Origin of the sequence: Variovorax monticola (assembly GCF_051216855.1) — a bacterium.
Classification (GTDB): domain Bacteria; phylum Pseudomonadota; class Gammaproteobacteria; order Burkholderiales; family Burkholderiaceae_C; genus Variovorax.
In genome coordinates this window covers 161,014-183,071 of the sequence record NZ_JBPJZP010000002.1, presented here as the reverse complement: position 1 = coordinate 183,071, position 22,058 = coordinate 161,014, and the positions used below count along the sequence as shown (strand labels likewise).

Sequence of the window (22,058 nt, the reverse complement as noted above, 5' to 3'; positions counted from 1 at the left end):
TGTAAGTGCTTGATTAGACAGAAGTTTAGTCCACTGCCATCAAACACCCAGGACCACGCTGTGAGGTCGATGCCGCTTCGGCGCCCAGCTGCAAACCCCGCGCAATTGCGCAAAGTGGCAGAGCAGGCGCCCAAGTCAAGCCGACACCCACGAAACACCGATACGGAATACCCAGCCTGCAGCTGATTCAGCTGCAGGCGGATCGAAGCGAGTCCCTTGTTGTGTTGATGCTGCTGATTCAAATTTGCCTGCGCTGGCCCGCCTGGTTTCGACCAGCGGCCTCAGGCATTGAACTATCGGTAGCGCGCGCCACCCTTGCGCAACCAGCTATCAAAAAGATAGCTACTCAACACCGAATCTGGCTCGCGCCCATCCACGCGCCCCCACCCCGGCTGTCTTCTTGAGTTAACGCTCGAGAGGCCTGCTCGCGCCTGGCGCGGCAGTCACAGCATCCGGGGCCCAAGCGGCAATTCCCTGGTTTCGCGGGCGTCGTCCGTGCATCGTTGGCCCTTCAAGGGCCGGTAAACGATACATATAAGGACAACGCATCATGAAGCGGATGCTGATCAATGCCACGCAAGCTGAAGAGCGGCGCCTGGCCATCGTCGACGGGCAGAAACTGCTCGACTACGAAATCGAAATCGAAGGGCGCGAACAGCGCAAGGGCAACATCTACAAAGCGGTCGTGACGCGCGTCGAGCCTTCGCTCGAAGCCTGTTTCGTCGACTACGGCGAAGACCGCCACGGCTTCCTGCCGTTCAAGGAAATCTCCAAGCAGTATTTCGCCGAAGGCGTGTCGGCCAGCCAGGCCCGCATCCAGGACGCGATCCGCGAAGGCCAGGAACTCACCGTCCAGGTCGAGAAGGAAGAACGCGGCAACAAGGGCGCGGCCCTCACCACGTTCATCTCGCTGGCCGGCCGCTACGTGGTGCTGATGCCCAACAACCCCCGCGGCGGCGGCGTTTCGCGCCGCATCGAGGGTGAAGACCGGGCCGACCTCAAGGAGGCGATGGACCAGCTCGAATACCCCAAGGGCATGAGCATCATCGCGCGCACCGCCGGCATCGGCCGCTCGGCGCCCGAACTCCAGTGGGACCTGAACTACCTGCTCAAGCTCTGGGGCGCCATCGACGGCGCGGGCAAGGGCGGCAAGGGCGCCTTCCTGATCTACCAGGAATCGTCGCTGGTCATCCGCGCCATTCGTGACTACTTCAATCACGACATCGGCGACATCCTGATCGACACCGACGACATCTACGAACAGGCGCAGCAGTTCATGGCGCACGTCATGCCCGAGCATGCCGCCCGCGTGAAGCGCTACCGCGACGACGCGGCGCTGTTCAGCCGCTTCCAGATCGAGCACCAGATCGAGTCGGCCTACGCGCGCACCGTGCAGTTGCCCTCGGGCGGCGCCATCGTGATCGACCACACCGAAGCACTGGTTTCGGTCGACGTGAACTCGGCCCGCGCCATCAAGGGCGGCGACATCGAGGAAACCGCGACCCGCACCAACCTCGAAGCCGCCGACGAAGTGGCCCGCCAGATGCGCCTGCGCGACCTGGGCGGCCTGATCGTCATCGACTTCATCGACATGGACGAGTCGAAGAACCGCCGCGAAGTCGAAAGCCGCCTGCGCGACGCACTGCGGCAAGACCGCGCCCGTGTGCAGTTCGGCTCGATCAGCAAGTTCGGCCTGATGGAAATGAGCCGTCAGCGCCTGAAACCGGCGCTGAGCGAAGGCTCGTCGATCCCCTGCCCCCGATGCGGCGGCTCGGGCCATATCCGCGACACCGAATCGAGCGCGCTGCAAATTCTGCGCATCATTCAGGAAGAGTGCCTGAAGGACAACACGGCCGCCGTGCACGTCCAGGTGCCGGTCGAAGTGGCCTCGTTCCTGCTGAACGAAAAGCGCCCCGAAATCGCCAAGATCGAGCTCAAGCAGCGCGTCACCGTGCTGATGGTGCCCAACAAGACGCTCGAAACGCCGAACTACAAGCTCGAACGCCTGAAGCACGACGATCCGCGCCTCGACCACATCGAAGCCAGCTACAAGATGGCCGACGAGATCGAAGACCCGACCGCCGTCACGCGCCGTTCGCAGGAGCCCACCAACAAGCAGACGCCGGTCATCAAGGGCGTGCTGCCCGACGCACCCGCGCCGGTGGTGCCGCCCAAGCCGGAAGCCGTGCGCGCGCCTGTCGCCGCCGCACCCGCGCCGGTGGTCGCACCGCCCGTGGTGAGCGCACCGGTGCCGGCACAGACCGGCTTCATGGGCTGGATCAAGAACCTGTTCGGCGGCACGCCGGCACCTGCTGCGGCACCCGCGCCGGCAGTGATTCCGGTCGAGCCTCCCAAGCCCCGTCGCGACGGCCGCCCGGGCCGCGATGGCGAAGCGCGCGGCGCACGTGACGGCGAACAGCGCCGTGGCGGACGCGGCGAAGGCCGTGGCGGCGAGAGCCGCGGCGGTGAAGGCCGCAGCGAAAACGGCGCACGTTCGGGCGGTCGCGACGGCGAACGCCGTGGCGGACGCGGCGGCGAGCGTCGCGAAGGTCGTGAGGGCCGTGAAGGCCGCACTGCCGAACTGCGCGCCGACGGCACCAGCGGGCCGCGTGAAGCCCGCGAACCGCGCGAACTGCGTGAACCCCGCGAGCCGCGTGAAGCGCGCGCACCGCGTGAACCCCGCGAAGGCGAGCAACGCCGCGGTGGTCGCGGCGAGCGCCGCGAAGGCGAAGGCCGCGAAGGCCGCAACCTGCCCGCGGAAGCCCTCGACGGCAACGTGAACCCCGAAGCCCAGCAACTGGCACCCGGCGCGGGCGAAGAAGGCAACGTGAACGAGCGCGCACCCCGTGCCCGCCGTGAACGTGGCGACCGCGCGGAACGTGGCGGCGAACGCAACGGCGACAACAGTGCGCCGCGCGAACGCAGCGCTGAAGCCGGCGAAGGCGCCGCACCCGGCGAACGTCCGCCGCGCAACGGCCGCGACGCACCGCGTGGCGAACGCAGCGACCGCAACGACGGCCGCCGCGAACGCCGCGACGAGGCGCCACAAGCCGAAGCCGACGCCCGTGGCGCCGAAGCCGCGGCAGCCGATGTCGATCAAGGCAACGACGCCAATGGCAACAACGAGCAGGCACCGCGCCGCGAAGGTGAAGGCGACGCGCGCCGCGGCCGTTCGCGTGACCGTTACGGCCGTGACCGCCGCGAACGCGGTCCGCGCGACGAGAACGAAGCCGGCGCGGCCAACGCACCGGTCGCGCAAGGCGTGCTCGGCGTCATCGCTGCGGAAGCCGTGGAAACGGAACACGCCCCGGCCGCCCGCCAGGAGCCCGTGCAGCAGGTGTCGGAACGCTTCGAAGCGGTTGCCGTCGCAGCGCCGCAAGTGCGTGAACCCGCACCGCAGCAGCCTCGCGCCGAACACCCGGCACCCGCACCGGTGCAAGCGCCGGTCGTGGCACCGGTCGTGATCGAAAGCGCCAAGGCACCTGCCGCCGCGCCCGCAGCCGCACCCGCACCCGCAGTTGCCAATGGCCGCGCGCTGCCCAAGGTCCAGTCCTTCGAACTGCCGCTGGGCGAACTCGCGCAGATCGCCGAGAGCTCGGGCCTGCAATGGGTCAACTCGGATGCCGACCGCATCGCGCAAGCGCGCGCCGCGATCGCCGCCGAGCCGAAGCCGGTGCATGTGCCGCGCGAACGTCCGCCCGTGGTGTCGGTCGAAGAAGGCCCGCTGGTGCTGGTGGAAACCCGCCGCGACCTCGGCGCGATGTCGCTGCCGTTCGAGCAACCCGCCGCCGGCACGGAGCAGCAACGCACGCTCTGAGCAGCACACGCTCGCAACTGAAAACGGCGCCATTCGGCGCCGTTTTTTTATGCCTTGTCGAAGGCTGTCAGATCCGGAAGGTCCGGCATTGCCAGGACCAGCTGGCCGAACCGGCAGGCGCATTCCGTCTTGCCGGCTTCGCTCCAGATCAGCGAGAAATCCACGCTCGGCAAGCTCGGCAGGCCGTGGCGGCCATCGACGATCTTCATCCAGGGCTCCACCTCCTCGCGCGTGAGCACCGTCACGGCCAGCCCTGCCAGCACGGCGGCGCGAATGCCGTGCGGGCTGGCCGACGTGAAAACCACGTGCCAATCGGCCGCGGCGGCGTCCAGCGCTGCAGCCGCCACCTCCCGGTGGACGCAGGGCTTCGGAAAAAAGGCCAGCGGCAGCGAAGCGCCGGCAGGCACCTCGAACGTGTCGGCCGCCGCCCACACCAGCTGCGTGCGCCGAATTTGCGTGCCTTCCGTGCAACCGGGCGGCGACATCACCACCGCCAGGTCGAGCTCGCCCGTGCGGACCATCGCGCGCAGGTCGAGGTGCATGCTCACGCTGACTTCCATGCGCGTGGCCGGAAATGCACGGGCGAACTGCGAGAGCAGGGGCGCCAGCCGGTCGCCCATGAAGTTGTCCGGCACGCCGAAGCGCACCACGCCCGAAATGGGCGACGGCTGAAAGCGCAGCGTCATCGCATCGAGCGTGTCGAGGATCTGCCGCGCATAGCGAAGAAAGTCTTCGCCGTCCTCGGTCACGGTCAGGCGGCGTGTCGTGCGATGCAGCAGCGGCCGGCCCACCTGCGCCTCGAGCTTGCGGATCTGGTGGCTGATGGCCGACTGCGTCAGGTGCAGCCGTTCGGCAGCGCGCGTGAAGCCGCCTGTTTCCTTGACGGCGACGAAGGCGCGCAGCAGTGAGGGGTCGAAATCCATGGCCGACGATAAATGATGGTGGCTAATTAATCTCAGCAAATTAAATCATTTCTGTCATGAAGGGGGTTTCCACAGAATCGCCCGAAACCGATTCTGAAAGCCTCCTCCATGTTTGTGTCCCCCACCGGCAAGAACCGCGTCGCGCTGGCCGCGATCTGCCTCATCGCCTTGATGTTCGGCCTGGAAATTTCCAGCGTGCCGGTCATCCTTCCCTCGCTCGAAACCGCATTGCACGCCGACTTCAGCGACATGCAGTGGGTCATGAACGCCTACACCGTCGCCTGCACCACGGTGCTGATGGCCGCCGGCACGCTGGCCGACCGCTACGGCCGCAAGCGCATCCTGGTCGCGTCCGTGGTGCTGTTCGGCCTGACCTCGCTGGCCTGCGGGCTGGCGCCGAGCGCGCAGGTGCTGATCGCCAGCCGCTTCCTCCAGGGCCTGGCGGGCGGCACCATGCTGATCTGCCAGCTCGCGGTGCTTTCGCACCGGTTCCCCGGCGGCAAGGCGCGCAGCCGGGCCTTCGCCCTATGGGGCGTGGTCTTCGGCATGGGGCTGGGGTTCGGGCCGATCGTCGGCGGCGCGATCGCGGCGCTGACCGGTTGGCCCTGGGTGTTCCTGGTCCACCTGCCGCTGGCCGCGGTCGCCCTGGCCCTGGTGCTTGGCAGCGTGCAGGAGTCCAGCGACCCCGACGCGCAGAAGCTCGACCTGCCCGGCATCGTCACGCTGTCGCTCGCGGTGCTCGGCCTCACGTACTTCATCACCCAGGGCCCGGCGCTCGGCTTTGCCAGTCCGACGTCCCTCGGCGTGCTGGCTGCATCGGTTGCGAGCTTCGCCCTCTTCGTGTGGGTGGAGAAGACCCACCCGCATCCGATGTTCGATTTTTCGGTCTTTCGCATCCGCAACTTTTCGGGCTCCCTCGTCGGCTCCATCGGCATGAACTTCAGCTTCTGGCCGTTCATGATCTACCTGCCGATCTACTTCCAGGGCGCCCTCGGCTACGGCGCGGTCACAACGGGCACCGCGCTGCTGGCCTACACGCTGCCCACGCTCGTGCTGCCGCCGCTGGCGGAGCGGCTGTCGCTGCGCTACCGGCCCGGCGTGGTCATTCCGTTGGGCCTGTTCGTCATCGGGCTCGGCTTCATGGCCATGCGCCACGGCGCCGGCATGGCCGGCGCGAGCTGGGTGACCCTGCTGCCGGGCTGCCTGCTGGCCGGCATCGGGCTGGGCCTGACCAACACGCCCGTGACCAACACCACCACCGGCTCGGTGCCGGGCACGCGCGCGGGCATGGCCTCGGGCATGGACATGAGCGCGCGGCTGATCACGCTGGCCGTCAACATCGCGCTGATGGGCTTCATCCTGCTCGAAGGCATTCATGCGCATCTGCGCGGCGCCTTGGCGGCGTCGCTCGATGCGCAGCAGCTGCACGCGCTGGCGCAGAAGATCGCGGCGGGCAGCTTCGCGTCGCTCGCCGAAGGCTTTCCGGCGCTGTCGCAGGCGGACCCGACGGGTGCCGTCGTGCATGCGGCGCTGGTGCGCAGCTTCAGCTGGGTGATGCTCTACGGGGGTGTGGGCGTCTGGGTGCTGGCCGCCGTCAGCTGGCTGATCTTCGGCAGCGGCAAGCCGTCGGTGGAACAGCCATCGCAGCCATCGGGCGCGAAGGCCCGAGGGCCCGCGTGCCCGTGAAGCCGCTCAGCTGTTCTCGACCTGCGCCGCGCGCTTCCAGGCCTCGGCGGCCTGCGCGGTGTCGTCGCGGTCTTCGGCCAGCTGGGCCAATGCCAGCCAGGCGCGGCGGTACAGCTCGGTGTCCTGCAGGCCCAGGCCGGCCTGCGTCAGCAGCTGCTGGGCCTTGCCCCAGAGCTGGCGCTTCATGCATGCCATGCCCGCGAGGTACTGCAGGTTGGGGTCGCGCGGGTTGTTGCGTTGCGCGCTCTCGATGCGGGCGAGCCAGTCGGCATCCACCGAATCGAGCCCCGCCTCCAGCGCGCGCGCCAGCTTCACGCGCAGGGCGTCGCCCAGGCCGCGCGGGTTGGCCACCATGCGCTCCCAGGCCGGCAGCAGCCAGCCGCGTGCCAGCGCCAGGTCGCCGCGCAGCGCGACCATGCGTTGCGCCGCATGGATCGCCACCTCGGGCATCCCGCGCTCGTTGGCGTCGAGCTCGGTCCAGGCACGCAGCAGCTGCGCCGGGTCGTGCGCGCCCGACAGCAGCTCGGTCGCCAGGCCGCGCACGATGCTCTGTGCCGCGGCTTCGGAGAACGCACGGTGCTTGGCCAGCAGCCGCGCGGTTTCCAGCGCTTCGAGCGTGCGACGGTCCTGACGGGCCGCCTTGAGCCGCAGGCGCAGGGCCAGCGTGCGGCGTTGCGCGCCCTGCGGGAGTTCTTCGAGCCTTGCCAGCGCCGCGGCGGCGTCGCGGTCTTCCAGCGCCCAGCGCGCGGCGCGCAGTTGCACACCTTCGCGCGTCTCGGGGCTGGACAGCGTGGCGCGGTCGGCGCTTTCGTTCAGGGCCTGCTGCAGATGCGCGTCGCGCGCCGGCTTGTCCTGCAGGGCTTGCGCGCTCTCGGCCGCCAGCAGGTGCGACAGCACCCGCACCTGCTGCGCCTGCGGCAGGCTGGCGCCGAGCGCGGACAGCGTCTTTTCCTGCGTGAGCGCGGCTTGCGCCGCCTTGCGCGCGCGCGAGAAGCGGCCCGAAATGAGCTGCACCATCGCATCGAGCAACGCCGCGTGCAGCGTGCGCTCTTTTTGCTGCAGCCGCCATTGGCGCGCCTGCTTGGGCAACGAGAACAACGCCGCCAGCGCGCGCAGCGCCGAGTGCAGCAGCACGAAGGCCACCAGCAGGATCACCAGCACGAGGTTGAGCGACAGATCGACGCGCCAGGGCGGCCAGAACACGGTGATCGTGCCCTGGTTGTTGCCTGCGAACAGGGCGACCGCCGCGGCAACGGCGAACAGCGCAAGGAGCCAGATTGCTGCGCGCATTACCGGTCAGCGTCCTGCTGCGGCGGTGGTCAGCGCGGCGAGCGTGTCGTCGATGCGCACTGCCTCGGTCGTCTTCACCTGCGCCTGCAGCTGCTGCAGCAGCGTGGCGGCGGCCTGGGTGCGGCGCGACGCGGGGTCGAAGTAGCGGTTGAGCGACGCCGTGACCTGCGACAGCTCGCTGCGCGTGGCGTCCATCTGCCGCGACAGCAGCGACAGCCGCGCGTTGAGCAGCTTGAGCTTGAGGTTCTCGCGCAGAAAGTACGACTGCTCGGGCGCCAGCAGGATGGCCTCGGGGCTCTGGATGCGGCCCACGCGCACCAGCGAGCGCGCCTCGCCGCGGATGGTCAGCAGCACGCGGCGCCACCAGGGCGCATCGGCGGGAATCGGCTCGGCCTGCCAGGCATTGGTGCCGGTGCCGCGCACGGCCACCGCGTTGAGCGTGGGCAGGTCGTCCACGCCGCGCATGAGTTCGTCGAGCTTCTGCAGCGCCTCGGCGTTGTCGGTGCTGGCGCTGCTGCGCAGGCGATCGGCGTCGCGCTGCATGGCACGCTGCAACGGTGCCAGTCGGGGCTGGGCGGCGCGCGAGATGCGCACGTCGCCGGCTTTCAACGCGGCCAGCAGCGGCTCGACGCTGCCCGTGACCTGCGCCTGCTGCAGCGCCAGGCGCACGGCCGACTCGATGTCGACCACCAGGTTCTCGTCGCGTGAACGCGAAAGGCTTTGAATGAGTTCCTCGAGCTGCGAGCGCTGCAGCGCGACTTCGGCCACGCGGGTTTCGACCAGCGCCACGCGGGCCGAGGCATCGCGCACCGTGTCGCTGGCCTGGCGCGCCAGCGTGCGGGCTTCCATCGACTGGGCCAGGGCATCGGCGCTCTGGCGCGCGAGCTGCTCCTTCATGCCGCTGACCCGCTGCCACAGCGCGATGGCCATCAGCAGGGCCACCACGGCCACGAGTGCGATCAGGCCGAGCCCGAGGCGCGACAGCAGCAATGCTCCGGCGGCCTTGGCGGCCGGGGTCTGGTGCGGTGCCACGGGGACCGGTACCGGCGCGGCGGCGACGGTGGCGGAAGAAGAAAGATCGTCTGACGGGGACGCGGCACTCATGCGAGGGATTCTATCGACGCGACCAGTGCGTCCTGCAGCGGTGTGCATACACGCAACGCCCCGAAACCCGCGGCCCGCGCGGCTTCGCCGATGCGTGCATGGGTGGCGACGGCGCTGGCGGCATGCCAGTCGGTGCCGGGCATCGCGCGCTGCAGATTGCCGATGGCCTCCGAGCTGCTGAAGAGCCAGATCGCGCGGCCTTCGGCGCCGTCGACGGCGAGCCGGCGTTGCGCGGCGTCCAGCAGCGGCGGCAGGCGGCGGTAGGCGACCACGGTGTCGCGCCCGCCGCCCGCGGCCTCGATTTCGTTCGCGAGCCAGTCGCGCCCCGTCGGGTGCCCGGCTTCATCCCCACCGCGCACGATCAGCACGCGCACGCCGTCGGACACCTGGGCCTGCACGCGCTCCCACAGCGCCTCGGAGTCGAAACGCGTGGCCTCTGGCGGCGGTGCGTCGATGAATTCGGGCGGCACGCCGGCGCGAAGCAAGGCACGCGTGGTGCCGGGGCCGGTGGCCCAGAAGCGGTGGCCCGCCAACGACACAGCGGCGTCGCGGTGCAGAAAGAAGTGCTCGACGGCCGTGGCGCTCACGAACATCAGCGCCGCATGGTCGACCAGATGGCGCCATGCGCTGCGCAAGGGCCCGGCATCCGCCACCGGCGCGATCGCGATGAGCGGCAAGGCCACCGCGTCCAGCCCGGCCGCGCGCAGGTCGTCGACCCATTGCTGGGCCTCGCGGGCCGGCCGCGTGACGATGACGGGGCGGGTGGTCATGCGATGACCACGGTGGTTCAGTGCGCCCCGGCGTCGCGCAGCAGCATGGCGGCGCGCTCGCCGAGCGCATCGGCCTGGGCGAAGTCGCCGGCCAGTGCGAGCGCGTGCACCTTCACCAGCGGCGCGGTGCCTTCCGGGTCGCCCCAGGCCGCATCGATGCGCAGCGCGCCATCGGGCTGCCAGCGGGCGTGCGCCGCGAGCGGCATCGAGCAGCTGCCGCCCATCGCGCGGCTCACCGCGCGCTCGGCCGAGGTCGACAGCCAGTCGCCCTGGTGGGCCAGGGACTTCAGCAGTTCGATGAGTTCGGCGCGGTCCGCGCGCACCTCGATGCCCAATGCGCCCTGCCCCGCGGCAGGCAGCATGGTGTCGGGGTCGAAGGCCACGCGGATGCGGTTTTCCAGGCCCAGCCGCTTGAGCCCGGCCGCAGCGAGCACGATGGCGTCGTACTGCCCTTCGTCGAGCTTGCGCAGGCGGGTGTCGAGGTTGCCGCGCAGCGGTTCGATGCGCAGGTCGGGCCGCAGCGCGCGCAGCAACACCACGCGGCGCAGGCTGGAGGTGCCGACCACCGCGCCCTGCGGCAGCTCGTCGAGCGAGGCGTAGCGGTTGGACACCAGCGCGTCGCGCGGGTCTTCGCGTTCCAGCACGCAGGCCAGCGCGAAGCCTTCGGGCAGGTCCATCGGCACGTCTTTCAGCGAATGGACGGCAATGTCGGCGCGCCCTTCTTCGAGCGCAAGCTCCAGCTCTTTCACGAAGAGCCCCTTGCCGCCCACCTTGCTGAGCGAGCGGTCCAGGATCTGGTCGCCGGTGGTCGTGAGGCCGAGCAGGCTCACCGTGTGGCCTCGTTCTTGCAAAAGCGCCTGCACGTGTTCGGCCTGCCAAAGGGCCAGCCGGCTTTCGCGCGTGGCGATCACGATATTGCTCAAGACCGTTCCCAAAAAGTACAAGTTTGCAAACCGCCGGAATGCTAGCATGTTGCGCCGCAGCAACGCAGACGGCGCACCCATTCAAGAAGTCCAGGACAAACACCGAATGAAAGCCAGCAAGACCCCTGCCCCCCCCAAGCGCCGCCAGGCCGAAGACCAGCCACTGATCGACGACATCCGGCTGCTGGGCCGCATCCTCGGCGATGTGATCCGGGAGCAGGAGGGCGACGAGACCTATGCGCTGGTCGAGAAGATCCGCACGCTGTCGGTGGCCTTCCGCCGCGATGCCGACCAGGCCGCCGACCGCGCGCTGAAGAACCTGCTCAAGGGCCTGAGCGCCGCCGAAACGGTGCGCGTGATCCGCGCCTTCACCTACTTCAGCCACCTGGCCAACCTGGCCGAAGACCGCCACCTGATCCGCCGCCGCACCGAGGCCGAGCGCGCCGGCGAAAGCGCCGACGGCGACCTGCAGACCGCGCTGGCCCGCATCCGCAAGGCGGGCGTGAAGCCCGACGAAATCGTCGCCTCGCTGGCCCACAGCTACGTGTCGCCCGTGCTCACCGCGCACCCGACCGAAGTGCAGCGCAAGAGCATCCTGGACGCCGAGCGCGTCATCGCTCAGCTGCTCACCGTGCGCGACGAGATCCGGCTGCGCCAGGGCGCCTACGCCGGCGGAAAAGACGCGCTCACCCCGCTCGAGTTCGCCGACAACGAAACCCAGATGCGCACGCGCGTCACGCAGATCTGGCAGACGCGCCTCTTGCGCTTCTCCAAGCTCACCGTGGCCGACGAAATCGAGAACGCGCTGAGCTACTACGAGGCCACCTTCCTGCGCGAGATTCCGCGCGTGTACGCCGATCTCGAAAAAGCCCTTGCGCAAGGCGGCCACACCCCCTCGGTCGCGACCTTCCTGCGCATGGGCCAGTGGATCGGCGGCGACCGCGACGGCAACCCCAACGTCACCGCCGAAACGCTCGAATACGCCCTGGGCCGCCAGTGCGAGCTGGCGCTGCGCCACTACCTCACCGAAGTGCATTACCTGGGCGGCGAGCTGTCGCTGTCGGCCACGCTGGTCGACGTGTCGGTCGAGATGCAGGCGCTGGCCGAGCGCTCGCCCGACACCAACGAGCACCGCAAGGACGAGCCCTACCGCCGCGCACTCACCGGCGTGTACGCGCGCCTGGCCGCCACGCTGCGCGAGCTCACCGGCGGCGAGGCCGCGCGCCATGCCGTCGCGCCGCAGAACCCGTATGCCAAGGCCGAAGACTTCCTGGCCGACCTGCGCACCGTGGCCGAGTCGCTCGAGGAAAAGCACGGCAACGTGCTCGCCGCGCCGCGCCTGCTGCCGCTGATTCGCGCGGTCGAGGTGTTCGGCTTTCACCTGGCCACGGTCGACCTGCGCCAGAGTTCCGACAAGCACGAGGCCGTGATCGCCGAGCTGCTGGCCACCGCGCGCATCGAGCCCTCGTATGCCTCGCTCGCCGAAGACGCCAAGCAGACGCTGCTGTTGCGCCTGCTCGACGATGCCCGTCCGCTGCGCGTGCCCGACGCCGACTACTCCCCGCTCGCCAGGAGCGAGCTGGCCATCTTCGTCGCCGCGCGCACCGCGCGTGCCCGCTACGGCGCGGCGGCCATCCGCCACTACATCATCAGCCACACCGAGACGGTGAGCGACCTGCTCGAGGCGCTGCTGCTGCAAAAGGAAGTGGGTCTGCTGCGCGGCGCGATGGACAGCAACGCGACCTGCGACCTGATCGTGGTGCCGCTGTTCGAAACCATCGAAGACCTGCGCAATGCCGCGCCGATCGTGCGCGCCTTCTATGCGCTGCCGAACATCCAGGCGCTCATCGAGCGCTCGGGCGCCGAGCAGGACGTGATGCTCGGCTACAGCGACAGCAACAAGGACGGCGGCATCTTCACCAGCAACTGGGAGCTGTACCGCGCGGGCATCGCTTTGGTGTCTCTCTTCGATGAGCTCAACAAGAAAAAGCCCAACCCCATTCGCCTGCGCATGTTCCACGGGCGCGGCGGCACGGTGGGACGCGGCGGCGGCCCGAGCTACCAGGCCATCCTGGCGCAGCCGCCAGGCACGGTGCGCGGGCAGATCCGACTGACCGAGCAGGGCGAAGTCATCGGCTCGAAGTACGCCAACCGCGAGATCGGCCGGCGCAACCTCGAGACGCTGGTGGCCGCCACGCTCGAAGCCACGCTGCTGCCGCAGGGCAAGTCGGCGCCCGCCACCTTCCTCTCGGCCGCGGGCGAACTGTCGACCGCCAGCATGGCCGCGTACCGCAAGCTGGTGTACGAGACCCCCGGCTTCGGCGACTACTTCTTCGGCTCCACGCCGATCCGCGAAATCGCCGAGCTCAACATCGGCTCGCGCCCCGCCTCGCGCAACCCCAGCCACAAGATCGACGACCTGCGCGCGGTGCCGTGGAGCTTCAGCTGGGGCCAGTGCCGCCTGACCATTCCGGGCTGGTTCGGCTTCGGCGCGGGCGTGGAGCAGTTCCTGGCCGCCGCCGGCACCGCCGCGGCCAGAAAGGAACGCGTGGCGCTGCTGCAGCGCATGTACGAGCAATGGCCGTTCTTTCGCACGCTGCTGTCGAACATGGACATGGTGCTGGCCAAGAGCGACCTCGCGCTGGCCTCGCGCTACGCAGAGCTGGTGACCGACCGCAAGCTGCGCCAGAAAGTGTTCTCGATGATCGACGCCGAATGGCACCGCACGTCGGACGCGCTCACGCTCATCACCGGCGCCAAGCAGCGGCTCGAAGGCAATGCCGAGATGCAGCGCTCGGTGCGCCACCGCTTTCCGTACATCGACCCGCTGCACCACCTGCAGGTGGAGCTGATGCGCCGCTACCGCGCGGGCGACGGCGGCGAGCGGCTGCAGCGCGGCATCCATATCTCCATCAACGGGGTGGCTGCGGGGCTTCGCAACACGGGTTGATCTGCGTCAACTCCAGCAGCTAAAGGACGCCTTGTGCGTCCTTTCCTACATGTTCTGTCCGCAATGAGGAACCCGTAAGGTCAATTAAACAGGTACGGTCGGGCACGTTCACAACAGTTCTCGCAATCGCGCGGCAGCTCGAAGTTGTTACAAGGAGCCCGTTGCCATGCCAGTCCCGCAGTCACTCACCCATTCGCAGATCGACTTCGTCGGTAACGACGTCGAGGCGCTCGCCTCGCACATGCGCCATTGCGCGCGCGCCCACGGGCGATGGTTCTCGCTGCGAAGCCACATGCAGCGGGTGCGCGCACTCGCCGCGGGCCGCATCGTCACGATGGCCTGCGTGGCCGTGGTGTTGGGCATCGGTCTCTTCGCCATCGCTTGAGCGCCGCAGCCGCCGTCGACCGCCTCCAGGGGCTGAGTTCATACGCCCGGGCGCTGCTTCTGGGTCCCCATGACCCGGTAGCCCCTCCGATTCGCGCCGAGCTCTTCGGCATCCAGCGCTTCGAGCAGCACGGGCGCAGCCTTGCCCGCGCTCAGGTGGTCGAGAAAGACGACACCCACCGCGCGCGCGAGGGCGCACCCTTCTTCCCGCGCGTGGACGAGAACCTCGAGTCGCTGCGCAACGCCTTCGACTACATCGCGCTGATCTCGCTCAGCGGGCGCTACGTGTCGCCCGCGGCCGAATGGCTGCTCGACAACTTCCACCTGGTCGAGGCGCAGCTCCAGCAGATTCACGACGGCGTGCCGCGCAGCTACTACGCGCGCCTGCCCAAGCTGGTGGCGCCGCCTCTGGCGGGCCTGCCGCGTGTCTACGGCATTGCCTGGGCCTACGTGGCCCACACCGACAGCGTGCTCAACCAGGCGCTGTTCACGGCCTTCCTCAACGCCTACCAGGAGGTCGACGAACTCACGCTCGGCGAGCTGTGGGCGTTGCCCACCACGCTGCGCGTGGTGCTGCTGGAAAACCTGCGCCGCGTGGCCGAGAGCATTGCCGAGAACAAGGTCGCGCGCGAGATCGCGCATGCCGCGTGGGACGCCGCGCCGCACCTGTCGTCGCAGGACCTCGACGTGCTCTACCGCGCGCTGCAAAGCCACGGCCTGCAGGGCAGCTACCTCACGCAACTGTGGCAGCGCCTGCCCGTCGAGCACGGCGAGGACATGCCCGCGCTGGTGCGCTGGACCGAACAGCACTGTCCCAACGGCCCGGCGCTGATCGGCGACGCGCAGAACGCGCAGGCCGCCGCCAACCTCACGGTCGGCAACATCATCACCACGCTGCGCATGATCGGCCAGGTCGAGTGGAGCGACCTGATCGAGCCCGTGAGCCGTTCGCTGCGCGTGCTGCGCGAGCTGCCCAGCTTCGCCAACGAAAGCGAACTCACGCGCCAGCAGATCACGCACGCCATGGAGCAGGTGGCGCGCACCAGCGAGCGGCCCGAGCGCGAGGTGGCGCAGGCCGTGGTTCAGCTCGCTGCCAGTGCACCGGCCGACGACGCCGACGCCGAGACCGACCGTGCCGACGGCACCGCCGGCTACTACCTCTTCGGCCAGGGCCGCCCCGCGCTCGTCGCGGCGCTGCAGGCCAGCGACAGCGCGGCCCGTGCCAGCCGCACCGTGCGCGCGCCGCCGCCCCGGCAGGCACGCGGCCACCGCGGCTGGCGCCTGCCCGTCTACATCGGCTCCGTGGCGCTGGGCACCGCGCTGCTGCTGGCCGCCGTGGTGCACGGCCTGCCGCACCGAGGCGACTGGACCACCGTGCTGGCGATGGCGCTGCTCGCATGGCCCGTGTCGGAAGCCCTGCTCTCGCTGGCGCAACGCATCATGGCCGAGTCGGTGCGCGTGCAGGCGCTGCCGCGGCTGGACTTTGCCAACGGCATCCCCGAGCGGCACCGCGCGCTGGTGGTCATGCCCACGCTGCTGGCTTCGGTGGCGAACAACGCGCAGCTGGCGCACCGGCTCGAACTGCACTGGCTCGCCAACCGCGAAGACCATGCGCAGTTCGCGCTGCTGACCGACTGGGCCGACGCCGCGCAGGCCTCGCTGCCCACGGACGGCCCGCTGCTGGCCGACGCGCTGCAGCGCATCGCCGCGCTCAACGCCAGGTACCCCGTGGTGCCTGATGCCGCGCCGCGCTTCCTGCTGCTGCACCGCCCGCGCAGCTGGAGCGACACCGAACAGCGCTGGATGGGCTGGGAGCGCAAGCGCGGCAAGCTCGAAATGCTGGTGCGCCTGCTCGCGTCCGGCGACGCCAGCGGCTTCCTGCCGCTGGCCGACGGCCTGCGCCTGGCCGGCGGCCGCACGCCGTACGTGCTGACGCTCGACAGCGACACCGGCCTGCCGCCCGGCGCCCTGCGCGACCTGGTGTCGATCGCCGCGCACCCGCTCAACGCACCCGAAGTCGACATGCAAAGCCGGCGCGTGGTCGCCGGCTTCGGCATCCTGCAGCCGCGCATCGTCACGCCGTTTCCCATGCAGAACGAGCGCTCCTTCTTCCACTGGGTGTTCGCGGGCCAGTGCGGCCTCGACCCCTACGGCAGCGGCGCGTCCGACATCTACCAGGACGTGTTCGGCAGCGGCTCCTTCACGGGCAAGGGCCTGCTGAACGTGCGCGCGCTGCACGCCACGCTCGACCGCCGCCTGCCCGACGGCGCCGTGCTCAGCCACGACCTGCTCGAAGGCACCGTGGCGCGCTGCGCGATGGTGAGCGACGTGGTGCTGGTCGAAGACCATCCGCACCACGCCGGCGTGTCGGCCTCGCGCGTGCACCGCTGGGTGCGCGGCGACTGGCAGCTGCTGCCGCTGATGTGGCGCGCGCGCCGCTTCGGCCTCGACGCGCTGGGCCTGTGGAAGATGGCCGACAACCTGCGCCGCTCGCTGGTGGCGCCGGCGTCGCTCGCGCTGCTGGTGCTGGTGATCTTCACGCAGGCCATGCCGCTGGGCTGGGCGCTGGCGGCCGTGGCATCGGCCCTCACGCTCGGGCCGCTGCTCGGCGCGCTGGCCGGACTGGTGCCCACGCGGCGCGCCATCGAGCTGCGCCACTTCTTCGACGTGGGCGCGGTCGAGCTGCTGCGCGCCATGGCCGGCGCGGCATGGCAGTTCGTGCAGCTCGCGGCGCAGACCCGGCTGCTGCTGGACGCCTGGTTTCGCGCGACGTGGCGCCTCGTCGTCAGCCGTCGGCATCTGCTCGAATGGACCACCGCGGCGCAGGCGCAGGCGCAATCGAGCCAGCGCCTGCTGCCCTTCCTGCGCAACGCCGCAGCCAGCAGCGTGCTGTGCCTTGCACTCGCCGTGGCCGCGCACTGGAGCGCCTACCCGGTCATCGGGGCGCTGCTGTTCGTGCTGTGGGCGCTGGCGCCGGTCGCGGCCTGGTGGAGCAGCCGCGTCGAGGCGAAGCCGCCCGAGCCGCTGAGCACCGAGCAGCGCGGCTACCTCGAGAAGATCGCGCACGACACCTGGCGCTTCTTCGAGCACGTGGTGGGCCCCGACGACAACCACCTGCCGCCCGACAACCTGCAGCTGGAGCCGCAGCCCACCATTGCGCACCGCACCTCGCCGACCAACATCGGCATGTACCTGCTGGCGACCTGCTGCGCGCGCGAGTTCGGCTGGATCGACACCGCCGCACTGCTCGCGCGCATCACGGCCACGCTCGACAGCGTGGACCGCATGCAAAAGCACCAGGGCCACCTGTTCAACTGGTACGACACGCAGACGCTGAAGCCGCTGCCGCCCGACTACGTGTCCAGCGTGGACAGCGGCAACTTCGCGGGTCACCTGGTCGCCGTGGCGCAGGCCTGCCGCGCATTCGCCGCGCAGGGGTGCGAGGCGCACGAGGCGCCCGCGCTCGAAGCCCTGGCCCGACGCTGCGACGCGCTGCACGACGGCATGGACTTCAGCGGCCTGTACGACCCCAAGCGCCACCTGTTCCACATCGGCCTGCGGGTCGAGGAGAACGTGCTCGACGCGAGCTACTACGACCTGCTGGCCTCCGAGTCGCGCCTGCTGAGCTTCCTGGCGATCGCCAAGGGCGACGTGCCGCGCCGCCACTGGATGGCGCTGGGCCGGCCCTTTCTGCTGGTCGGCTTCGAGCCCAGCCTGAAGTCGTGGTCGGGCTCGATGTTCGAGTACGTGATGCCCGCGCTGGTGATGTCCGAGCCCACCAACGGCCTGCTGCAGGTGGCCAACACCGCCGCCATCGCCGAGCAGCAGGCCTTCGGCCGCGCGCAGAACCTGCCGTGGGGCGTGTCCGAGTCGGCCTACTTCGCGCAGGACCACTCGCTGGCCTACCAGTACTCGCCCTTCGGCGTGCCGCGCCTCGCGCTGCGGCGCACGCCGCCCACCGACCGCGTGGTGGCGCCCTATGCCAGCGCCATGGCCGCGCCGTTCGGCCCCGTGGCGGCGGTCGCCAACCTGCAACGGCTCGAGGCGCTCGGCGCGCGCGGCGAGTTCGGTTTTCACGACGCGGTCGACTTCACCGCCTCGCGCCAGATCGAGGGCCAGGAATTCACCGTGGTGCGCAACTTCATGGCGCACCACCAGGGCATGTCGCTGGTGGCGCTGTGCAACGTGCTGTGCGCCGACGCGCCGCGCCGCTGGTTCGGCAGTGCCGCGCTGGTGCAGGCGCACGAGACGCTGCTGCACGAGCGCACGCCGCGCCAGATCATCGGCAGCGCCGACCCGCGCACCCCGCCAGAGCCCAGCCAGGCCGAGCTGGCGCCGCTGTTCCAGCCCCGCACGGTCGACCCGATGGCGCCGGGCTTCCAGCCCACGCACCTGCTGTCGAACGGCCGCTACACCGTGGCCCTGCGCGCCAACGGCGCCGGCGTGAGCCGCTGGCATTCGTTCAACGTGACGCGCTGGCGCGACGACCCGCTGCGCGACAGCTACGGCACCTTCTTCTTCGTGCGCGACGTCAGGCCCGAAGGCGAGGCCCAGGCCTTCACCTCGCTCACGGCCCTGCCCGCGCCGGGCGCCGACTGGCGCTACCGCACCCGCTTCCTGGCCGACCAGGTGCAGTTCGACGCCACCGGCCCCGGCCTGCAGGTGCGCACCACGGTGCTCATCAGCCCCGAGGACGACACCGAGCTGCGCAACATCACGCTGCACAACTCGGGCACGGAAACGCGCACGCTCGAACTGGTGTCGTACTTCGAGCCGGTGCTGTCGAACCCCAAGGCCGACGAGGCGCACCCGGCCTTCGCCAACCTGTTCGTCGAGTCGCGCTGGGAACCCGCATGGCGCGCGCTGCTGCTGTCGCGCAAGCCGCGCCTGCACGGCGACGCGGTGGTGGCCGCCGCGCACTTCCTGGCCTCGGCGGACGCCACCGTGCTGTCGATCGACTGCATGACCGACCGGCGCGCCTTCATCGGGCGCAACCGCACGCTGGCCGACCCCGCGCTCGACGCCCAGCCGCTCACCGCACGGGGCAAGCAGGTCAACGGGCTCGACCCCATCGCCTGCCTGCGCGTGCGGCTGTCGATTGCGCCGGGCACCACGGCACGGCTGAGCTTTGCCACGGCGGCGGACGACAACATCGAGGCGCTGATGCCCGGCATCGACCGCTACATGCAGCCGATGCACGTGGAGCGCGCCACGCGCATGGCCGCCACGCTGGCGCAGGTGCGCCTGCGCGACCTGAGCATCGCGCCCGCGCAGAACCTGGCGCTGCAGGACCTGACGACCATCCTCACCTACACCACGCCGCGCGTCATGAGCGACCGCGGGCTCATCGACCTGCGGCAGATCTGGCGCTTCGGCATCTCGGGCGACAAGCCCATCGTGCTGGTGCACATCCATTCGATGATCGGCATGGGCCTGATCAACACGCTGCTGCGCGCCCAGCCCTGGTGGGGCTTCGGCGGCGTGGCGTGCGACCTGGTGGTGCTCAACAGCGAGCCCAATTCGTACCTGATGCCGCTGCAGCGCGAAATAGAAGTCCTGCGCGCGCGCGTCATGCAGCAGACGCAGAACAGCTTTCCGCGCAACGACACGGCCGGCTTCTACCTGCTGCGCGACCAGGACGTGGTGCCCTCGGAAAAGGCCGCGCTCTCCAGCCTGGCGCGCGTGGTGTTCACGGCCGACGGGCGCCCGCTCGAAGTGCAGGTGGCCGCGCTGCACGAGGCCCGCCACGACCCGGCCACCGCCGCCGCCGCCGCCGACGAGGGGGCCACGCCGAGGGGCGTTCCCCTTCTGCCGCGCGCGGCCACGGCGCCGCCGAACAGCGCGCCCGACGGCGACTTCGACGCCGGCACCGGCGAATACCGCTTCGAAGTCGGCATGGACCGGCGCACGCCGCGGCCCTGGGTCAACGTCATCGCCAACGCGGCCTTCGGCTTCCAGGTGTCCGAATGGGGCACGGGTTTCACCTGGGCCGGCAACAGCCGCATGCACCAGGTCACGCCGTGGTCCAACGACCCGGTGCAGGACCCGGCCTTCGAGCACTACCTGCTGCAGGACCTGGGCTCGCGCGAGATGCTGCCGCTGACACCCGCAGGCGGCACCACCGCCGGCGCGCGCCACCGCGTGCGCCACGGACAGGGCTACACCGTGTTCGAGCACCAGGCAGGCGCGCTGGCGCTGGAAACCACCTTCTTCGCGGACCGCGACGAGGCCGTCAAGCTCGTGCATGTGCGCGTGCGCAACGAAGGCACCGGCGCACGCCGCCTGCGCGCCCTGGCCATGGCCGAGTGGCAGCTGGGCGACGCGCGCGGCACGCGGCGCACCGTGCGCTGCTGGAAGCCCGAAGACCAGCCGGCCGTGTTCGGCGAGCAGCGCGAATCGGGCGCGGGCTTCGGCGGCACCACGGCCTTCCTGATGCTGGCGGGCCTGCAGGGCGCCACCACCGGCGCCACGCAATGGACCTGCGACCGCAATGAATTCTTCGGCGGGCGCGGCGGCGTCGAAGTGCCCGACACGCTCGCGCGCCGCGCCGGCAGCGGGCTGGACGCCTGCGCGGCCATCGGCGGCGAGTTCGCCGTGGCGGCCGGCGACACCGCCAGCTTCACCTTCGTGCTGGGCCACGCCGACAGCGCCGAGGCCGCGCTGGACCTCGCGCACCGCTGGCGCCAGCGCGACGTGCCCGCGGCGCTGGCGCAGGTGCGCGGCTTCTGGGACGAACTGCTCGGCCGCCTGCAGGTGCGCACGCCCGACCCGCTGTTCGACGCGCTGGTCAACCGCTGGCTGGTCTACCAGACGCTGGCCTGCCGGCTCTGGTCGAAAGCGGGCTTCTACCAGGCCGGCGGCGCCTTCGGCTTTCGCGACCAGCTGCAGGACGCAATGGCCTTTGCACTGACCGACCCGGGGCGGCTGCGCGATCAGATCCTGGTCAATGCGGCGCGGCAATTCCCCGAAGGCGACGTGCAGCACTGGTGGCACATGCCCGGCGGCGCCGGCGTGCGCACGCATTTCTCCGACGACCTGCTGTGGCTGCCGTACGCGGCGGCGCATTACGTCGAGGTGACGGGCGACGCCTCGCTGCTCGACGAGATGGCGGGCTTCATCGAAGGCCCGGCCATTCCCGACGGCGCCGAAGACGCCTACTACGCGCCGCAGCGCAGCGGCCAGATGGCCAACGTGTTCGAGCACGGCGCGCGCGCCATCGACCGCAGCCTGAAGACCGGCGTGCACGGCCTGCCGCTGATGGGCACCGGCGACTGGAACGACGGCATGAACCGCGTGGGCAACGAAGGCCGCGGCGAATCGGTGTGGCTCGCCTGGTTCCTGTGCAGCATGGTCTCGCAGTTCGCGCCGCTGGCGCAGGCGCGCGGCGAACACGAGCGCGTGGCGCGCTGGACGGCCGCGCGCGCCGGCTGGATCGCCGCGCTGCACGACGCCGGCTGGGACGGCGAATGGTTCCGCCGCGCCTTCTTCGACAACGGCGCGCCGCTGGGCTCGGCCACCAACGACGAATGCCGCATCGACCTGATCGCGCAGGCGTGGTCGGTGCTGTCGGGCGCCTCGGACGATGCCCACACCGGCCCTGCGATGGCGTCGGTGAAGAAGCTGCTGCACGACGAACCGGCCGGGCTGCTGCGGCTGCTGACGCCCCCGTTCGCCAACTCGACCAACAACCCCGGCTACATCCAGGCCTACCCGCCCGGCGTGCGCGAGAACGGCGGGCAGTACTCGCACGGCGCGGTGTGGGCGCTGATGGCCCAGGCGCTGCAGGGCGACCATGAAGCGGCGTGGCAGAGCTTCGAGGGGCTGAGCCCGGCCCACCGCGCGCGGCACCCCGAGCGCGGACCGGTCTACGAGCTGGAGCCCTACGTGATGGCGGGCGACGTGTACGGTGCCGCGCCGTACGTGGGCCGCGGCGGCTGGAGCTGGTACACCGGCTCGGCCGCGTGGCTGCACCGCGCCGCCGTCGAGACCCTGCTGGGCCTGGCCGTGAAGGGCCGCCAGCTCGCGCTGACGCCGCGCGTGCCCGCACACTGGCCGGGCTTCGAGATCGCGCTGCGGCTCGGTGCGCGCCAGCTCACGCTGCAATGGGGCCATGTGGAAGGCGCCGCAGCGCCCACGCACCACCTGGCGGTGGGCGAGTGGATCGACTGGCAGGCGCTGCCGGCCGATGCGGTGCTGCGCGTGGGATGAGCC

The 22,058-nt window shown here is 70.3% G+C and carries 10 protein-coding genes; 5 read left to right on the top strand and 5 right to left on the bottom strand.

From position 1 onward, the window contains the following. Positions 1-550 precede the first annotated feature (550 nt). A complete protein-coding gene (locus tag ACSFA5_RS06130) occupies positions 551-3,817 on the top strand; it encodes an Rne/Rng family ribonuclease (protein ID WP_435443146.1) in 3,267 nt (1,088 codons plus the stop codon). Between the two features lie 47 nt (positions 3,818-3,864). On the opposite strand, the gene ACSFA5_RS06125 is transcribed toward ACSFA5_RS06130, so the two are convergent. Then, positions 3,865-4,740 (bottom strand): LysR family transcriptional regulator, encoded by an 876-nt coding sequence (locus ACSFA5_RS06125; protein WP_435443145.1) that lies wholly within the window; start codon positions 4,738-4,740, stop codon positions 3,865-3,867. Between the two features lie 108 nt (positions 4,741-4,848). Between ACSFA5_RS06125 and ACSFA5_RS06120 the strand changes: the two genes are divergently transcribed. Next, on the top strand, positions 4,849-6,426 hold the full coding sequence (locus ACSFA5_RS06120; RefSeq protein ID WP_435443144.1) for an MFS transporter: 1,578 nt from the start codon (positions 4,849-4,851) through the stop codon (positions 6,424-6,426). A 6-nt stretch (positions 6,427-6,432) separates the two neighbouring features. On the opposite strand, the gene ACSFA5_RS06115 is transcribed toward ACSFA5_RS06120, so the two are convergent. Genes ACSFA5_RS06115 through hemC form a run of 4 tightly spaced genes read right to left on the bottom strand, consistent with a single transcriptional unit; the run spans position 6,433 to position 10,561 of the window. Further along, a complete protein-coding gene (locus tag ACSFA5_RS06115; RefSeq protein WP_435443143.1) occupies positions 6,433-7,716 on the bottom strand; it encodes a heme biosynthesis protein HemY in 1,284 nt (427 codons plus the stop codon). Positions 7,717-7,722: 6 nt separating this feature from the next. Further along, positions 7,723-8,820, bottom strand: a complete 1,098-nt coding sequence (locus ACSFA5_RS06110; protein WP_435443142.1) for a uroporphyrinogen-III C-methyltransferase — start codon at positions 8,818-8,820, stop codon at positions 7,723-7,725. Beyond that, positions 8,817-9,590, bottom strand: a complete 774-nt coding sequence (locus tag ACSFA5_RS06105) for a uroporphyrinogen-III synthase (protein ID WP_435443141.1) — start codon at positions 9,588-9,590, stop codon at positions 8,817-8,819. The genes ACSFA5_RS06110 and ACSFA5_RS06105 overlap by 4 nt, the downstream gene beginning before the upstream one ends. Before the next feature lie 17 nt (positions 9,591-9,607). Continuing rightward, positions 9,608-10,561: a hydroxymethylbilane synthase gene (gene hemC / locus ACSFA5_RS06100; RefSeq protein WP_435443140.1), complete on the bottom strand. Its 954-nt coding sequence runs from the start codon at positions 10,559-10,561 to the stop codon at positions 9,608-9,610. A gap of 58 nt (positions 10,562-10,619) precedes the next feature. Between hemC and ppc the strand changes: the two genes are divergently transcribed. From ppc to ACSFA5_RS06085, 3 genes are all read left to right on the top strand, one after another. Continuing rightward, positions 10,620-13,463, top strand: a complete 2,844-nt coding sequence (gene ppc, locus ACSFA5_RS06095) for a phosphoenolpyruvate carboxylase (RefSeq protein WP_435443139.1) — start codon at positions 10,620-10,622, stop codon at positions 13,461-13,463. Between the two features lie 166 nt (positions 13,464-13,629). Beyond that, positions 13,630-13,848 carry a hypothetical protein gene (locus ACSFA5_RS06090; RefSeq protein ID WP_435443138.1) on the top strand — a complete coding sequence of 73 codons (219 nt, stop codon included), beginning with the start codon at positions 13,630-13,632 and terminating at the stop codon, positions 13,846-13,848. After that, positions 13,845-22,055 (top strand): glycoside hydrolase family 94 protein, encoded by an 8,211-nt coding sequence (locus ACSFA5_RS06085; RefSeq protein ID WP_435443137.1) that lies wholly within the window; start codon positions 13,845-13,847, stop codon positions 22,053-22,055. The genes ACSFA5_RS06090 and ACSFA5_RS06085 overlap by 4 nt, the downstream gene beginning before the upstream one ends. Positions 22,056-22,058 lie beyond the last annotated feature (3 nt).

Excerpts from the sequence above, each read along its gene's own strand:
- ACSFA5_RS06125 (WP_435443145.1), bottom strand. The coding sequence starts at position 4,740 with ATGGATTTCGACCCCTCACTGCTGCGCGCCTTCGTCGCCGTCAAGGAA.
- ACSFA5_RS06090 (WP_435443138.1), top strand. The coding sequence starts at position 13,630 with ATGCCAGTCCCGCAGTCACTCACCCATTCGCAGATCGACTTCGTCGGT.
- ACSFA5_RS06130 (WP_435443146.1), top strand. The coding sequence starts at position 551 with ATGAAGCGGATGCTGATCAATGCCACGCAAGCTGAAGAGCGGCGCCTG.
- ppc (WP_435443139.1), top strand. The coding sequence starts at position 10,620 with ATGAAAGCCAGCAAGACCCCTGCCCCCCCCAAGCGCCGCCAGGCCGAA.
- ACSFA5_RS06115 (WP_435443143.1), bottom strand. The coding sequence starts at position 7,716 with ATGCGCGCAGCAATCTGGCTCCTTGCGCTGTTCGCCGTTGCCGCGGCG.
- ACSFA5_RS06120 (WP_435443144.1), top strand. The coding sequence starts at position 4,849 with ATGTTTGTGTCCCCCACCGGCAAGAACCGCGTCGCGCTGGCCGCGATC.
- ACSFA5_RS06105 (WP_435443141.1), bottom strand. The coding sequence starts at position 9,590 with ATGACCACCCGCCCCGTCATCGTCACGCGGCCGGCCCGCGAGGCCCAG.
- hemC (WP_435443140.1), bottom strand. The coding sequence starts at position 10,561 with ATGCTAGCATTCCGGCGGTTTGCAAACTTGTACTTTTTGGGAACGGTC.
- ACSFA5_RS06110 (WP_435443142.1), bottom strand. The coding sequence starts at position 8,820 with ATGAGTGCCGCGTCCCCGTCAGACGATCTTTCTTCTTCCGCCACCGTC.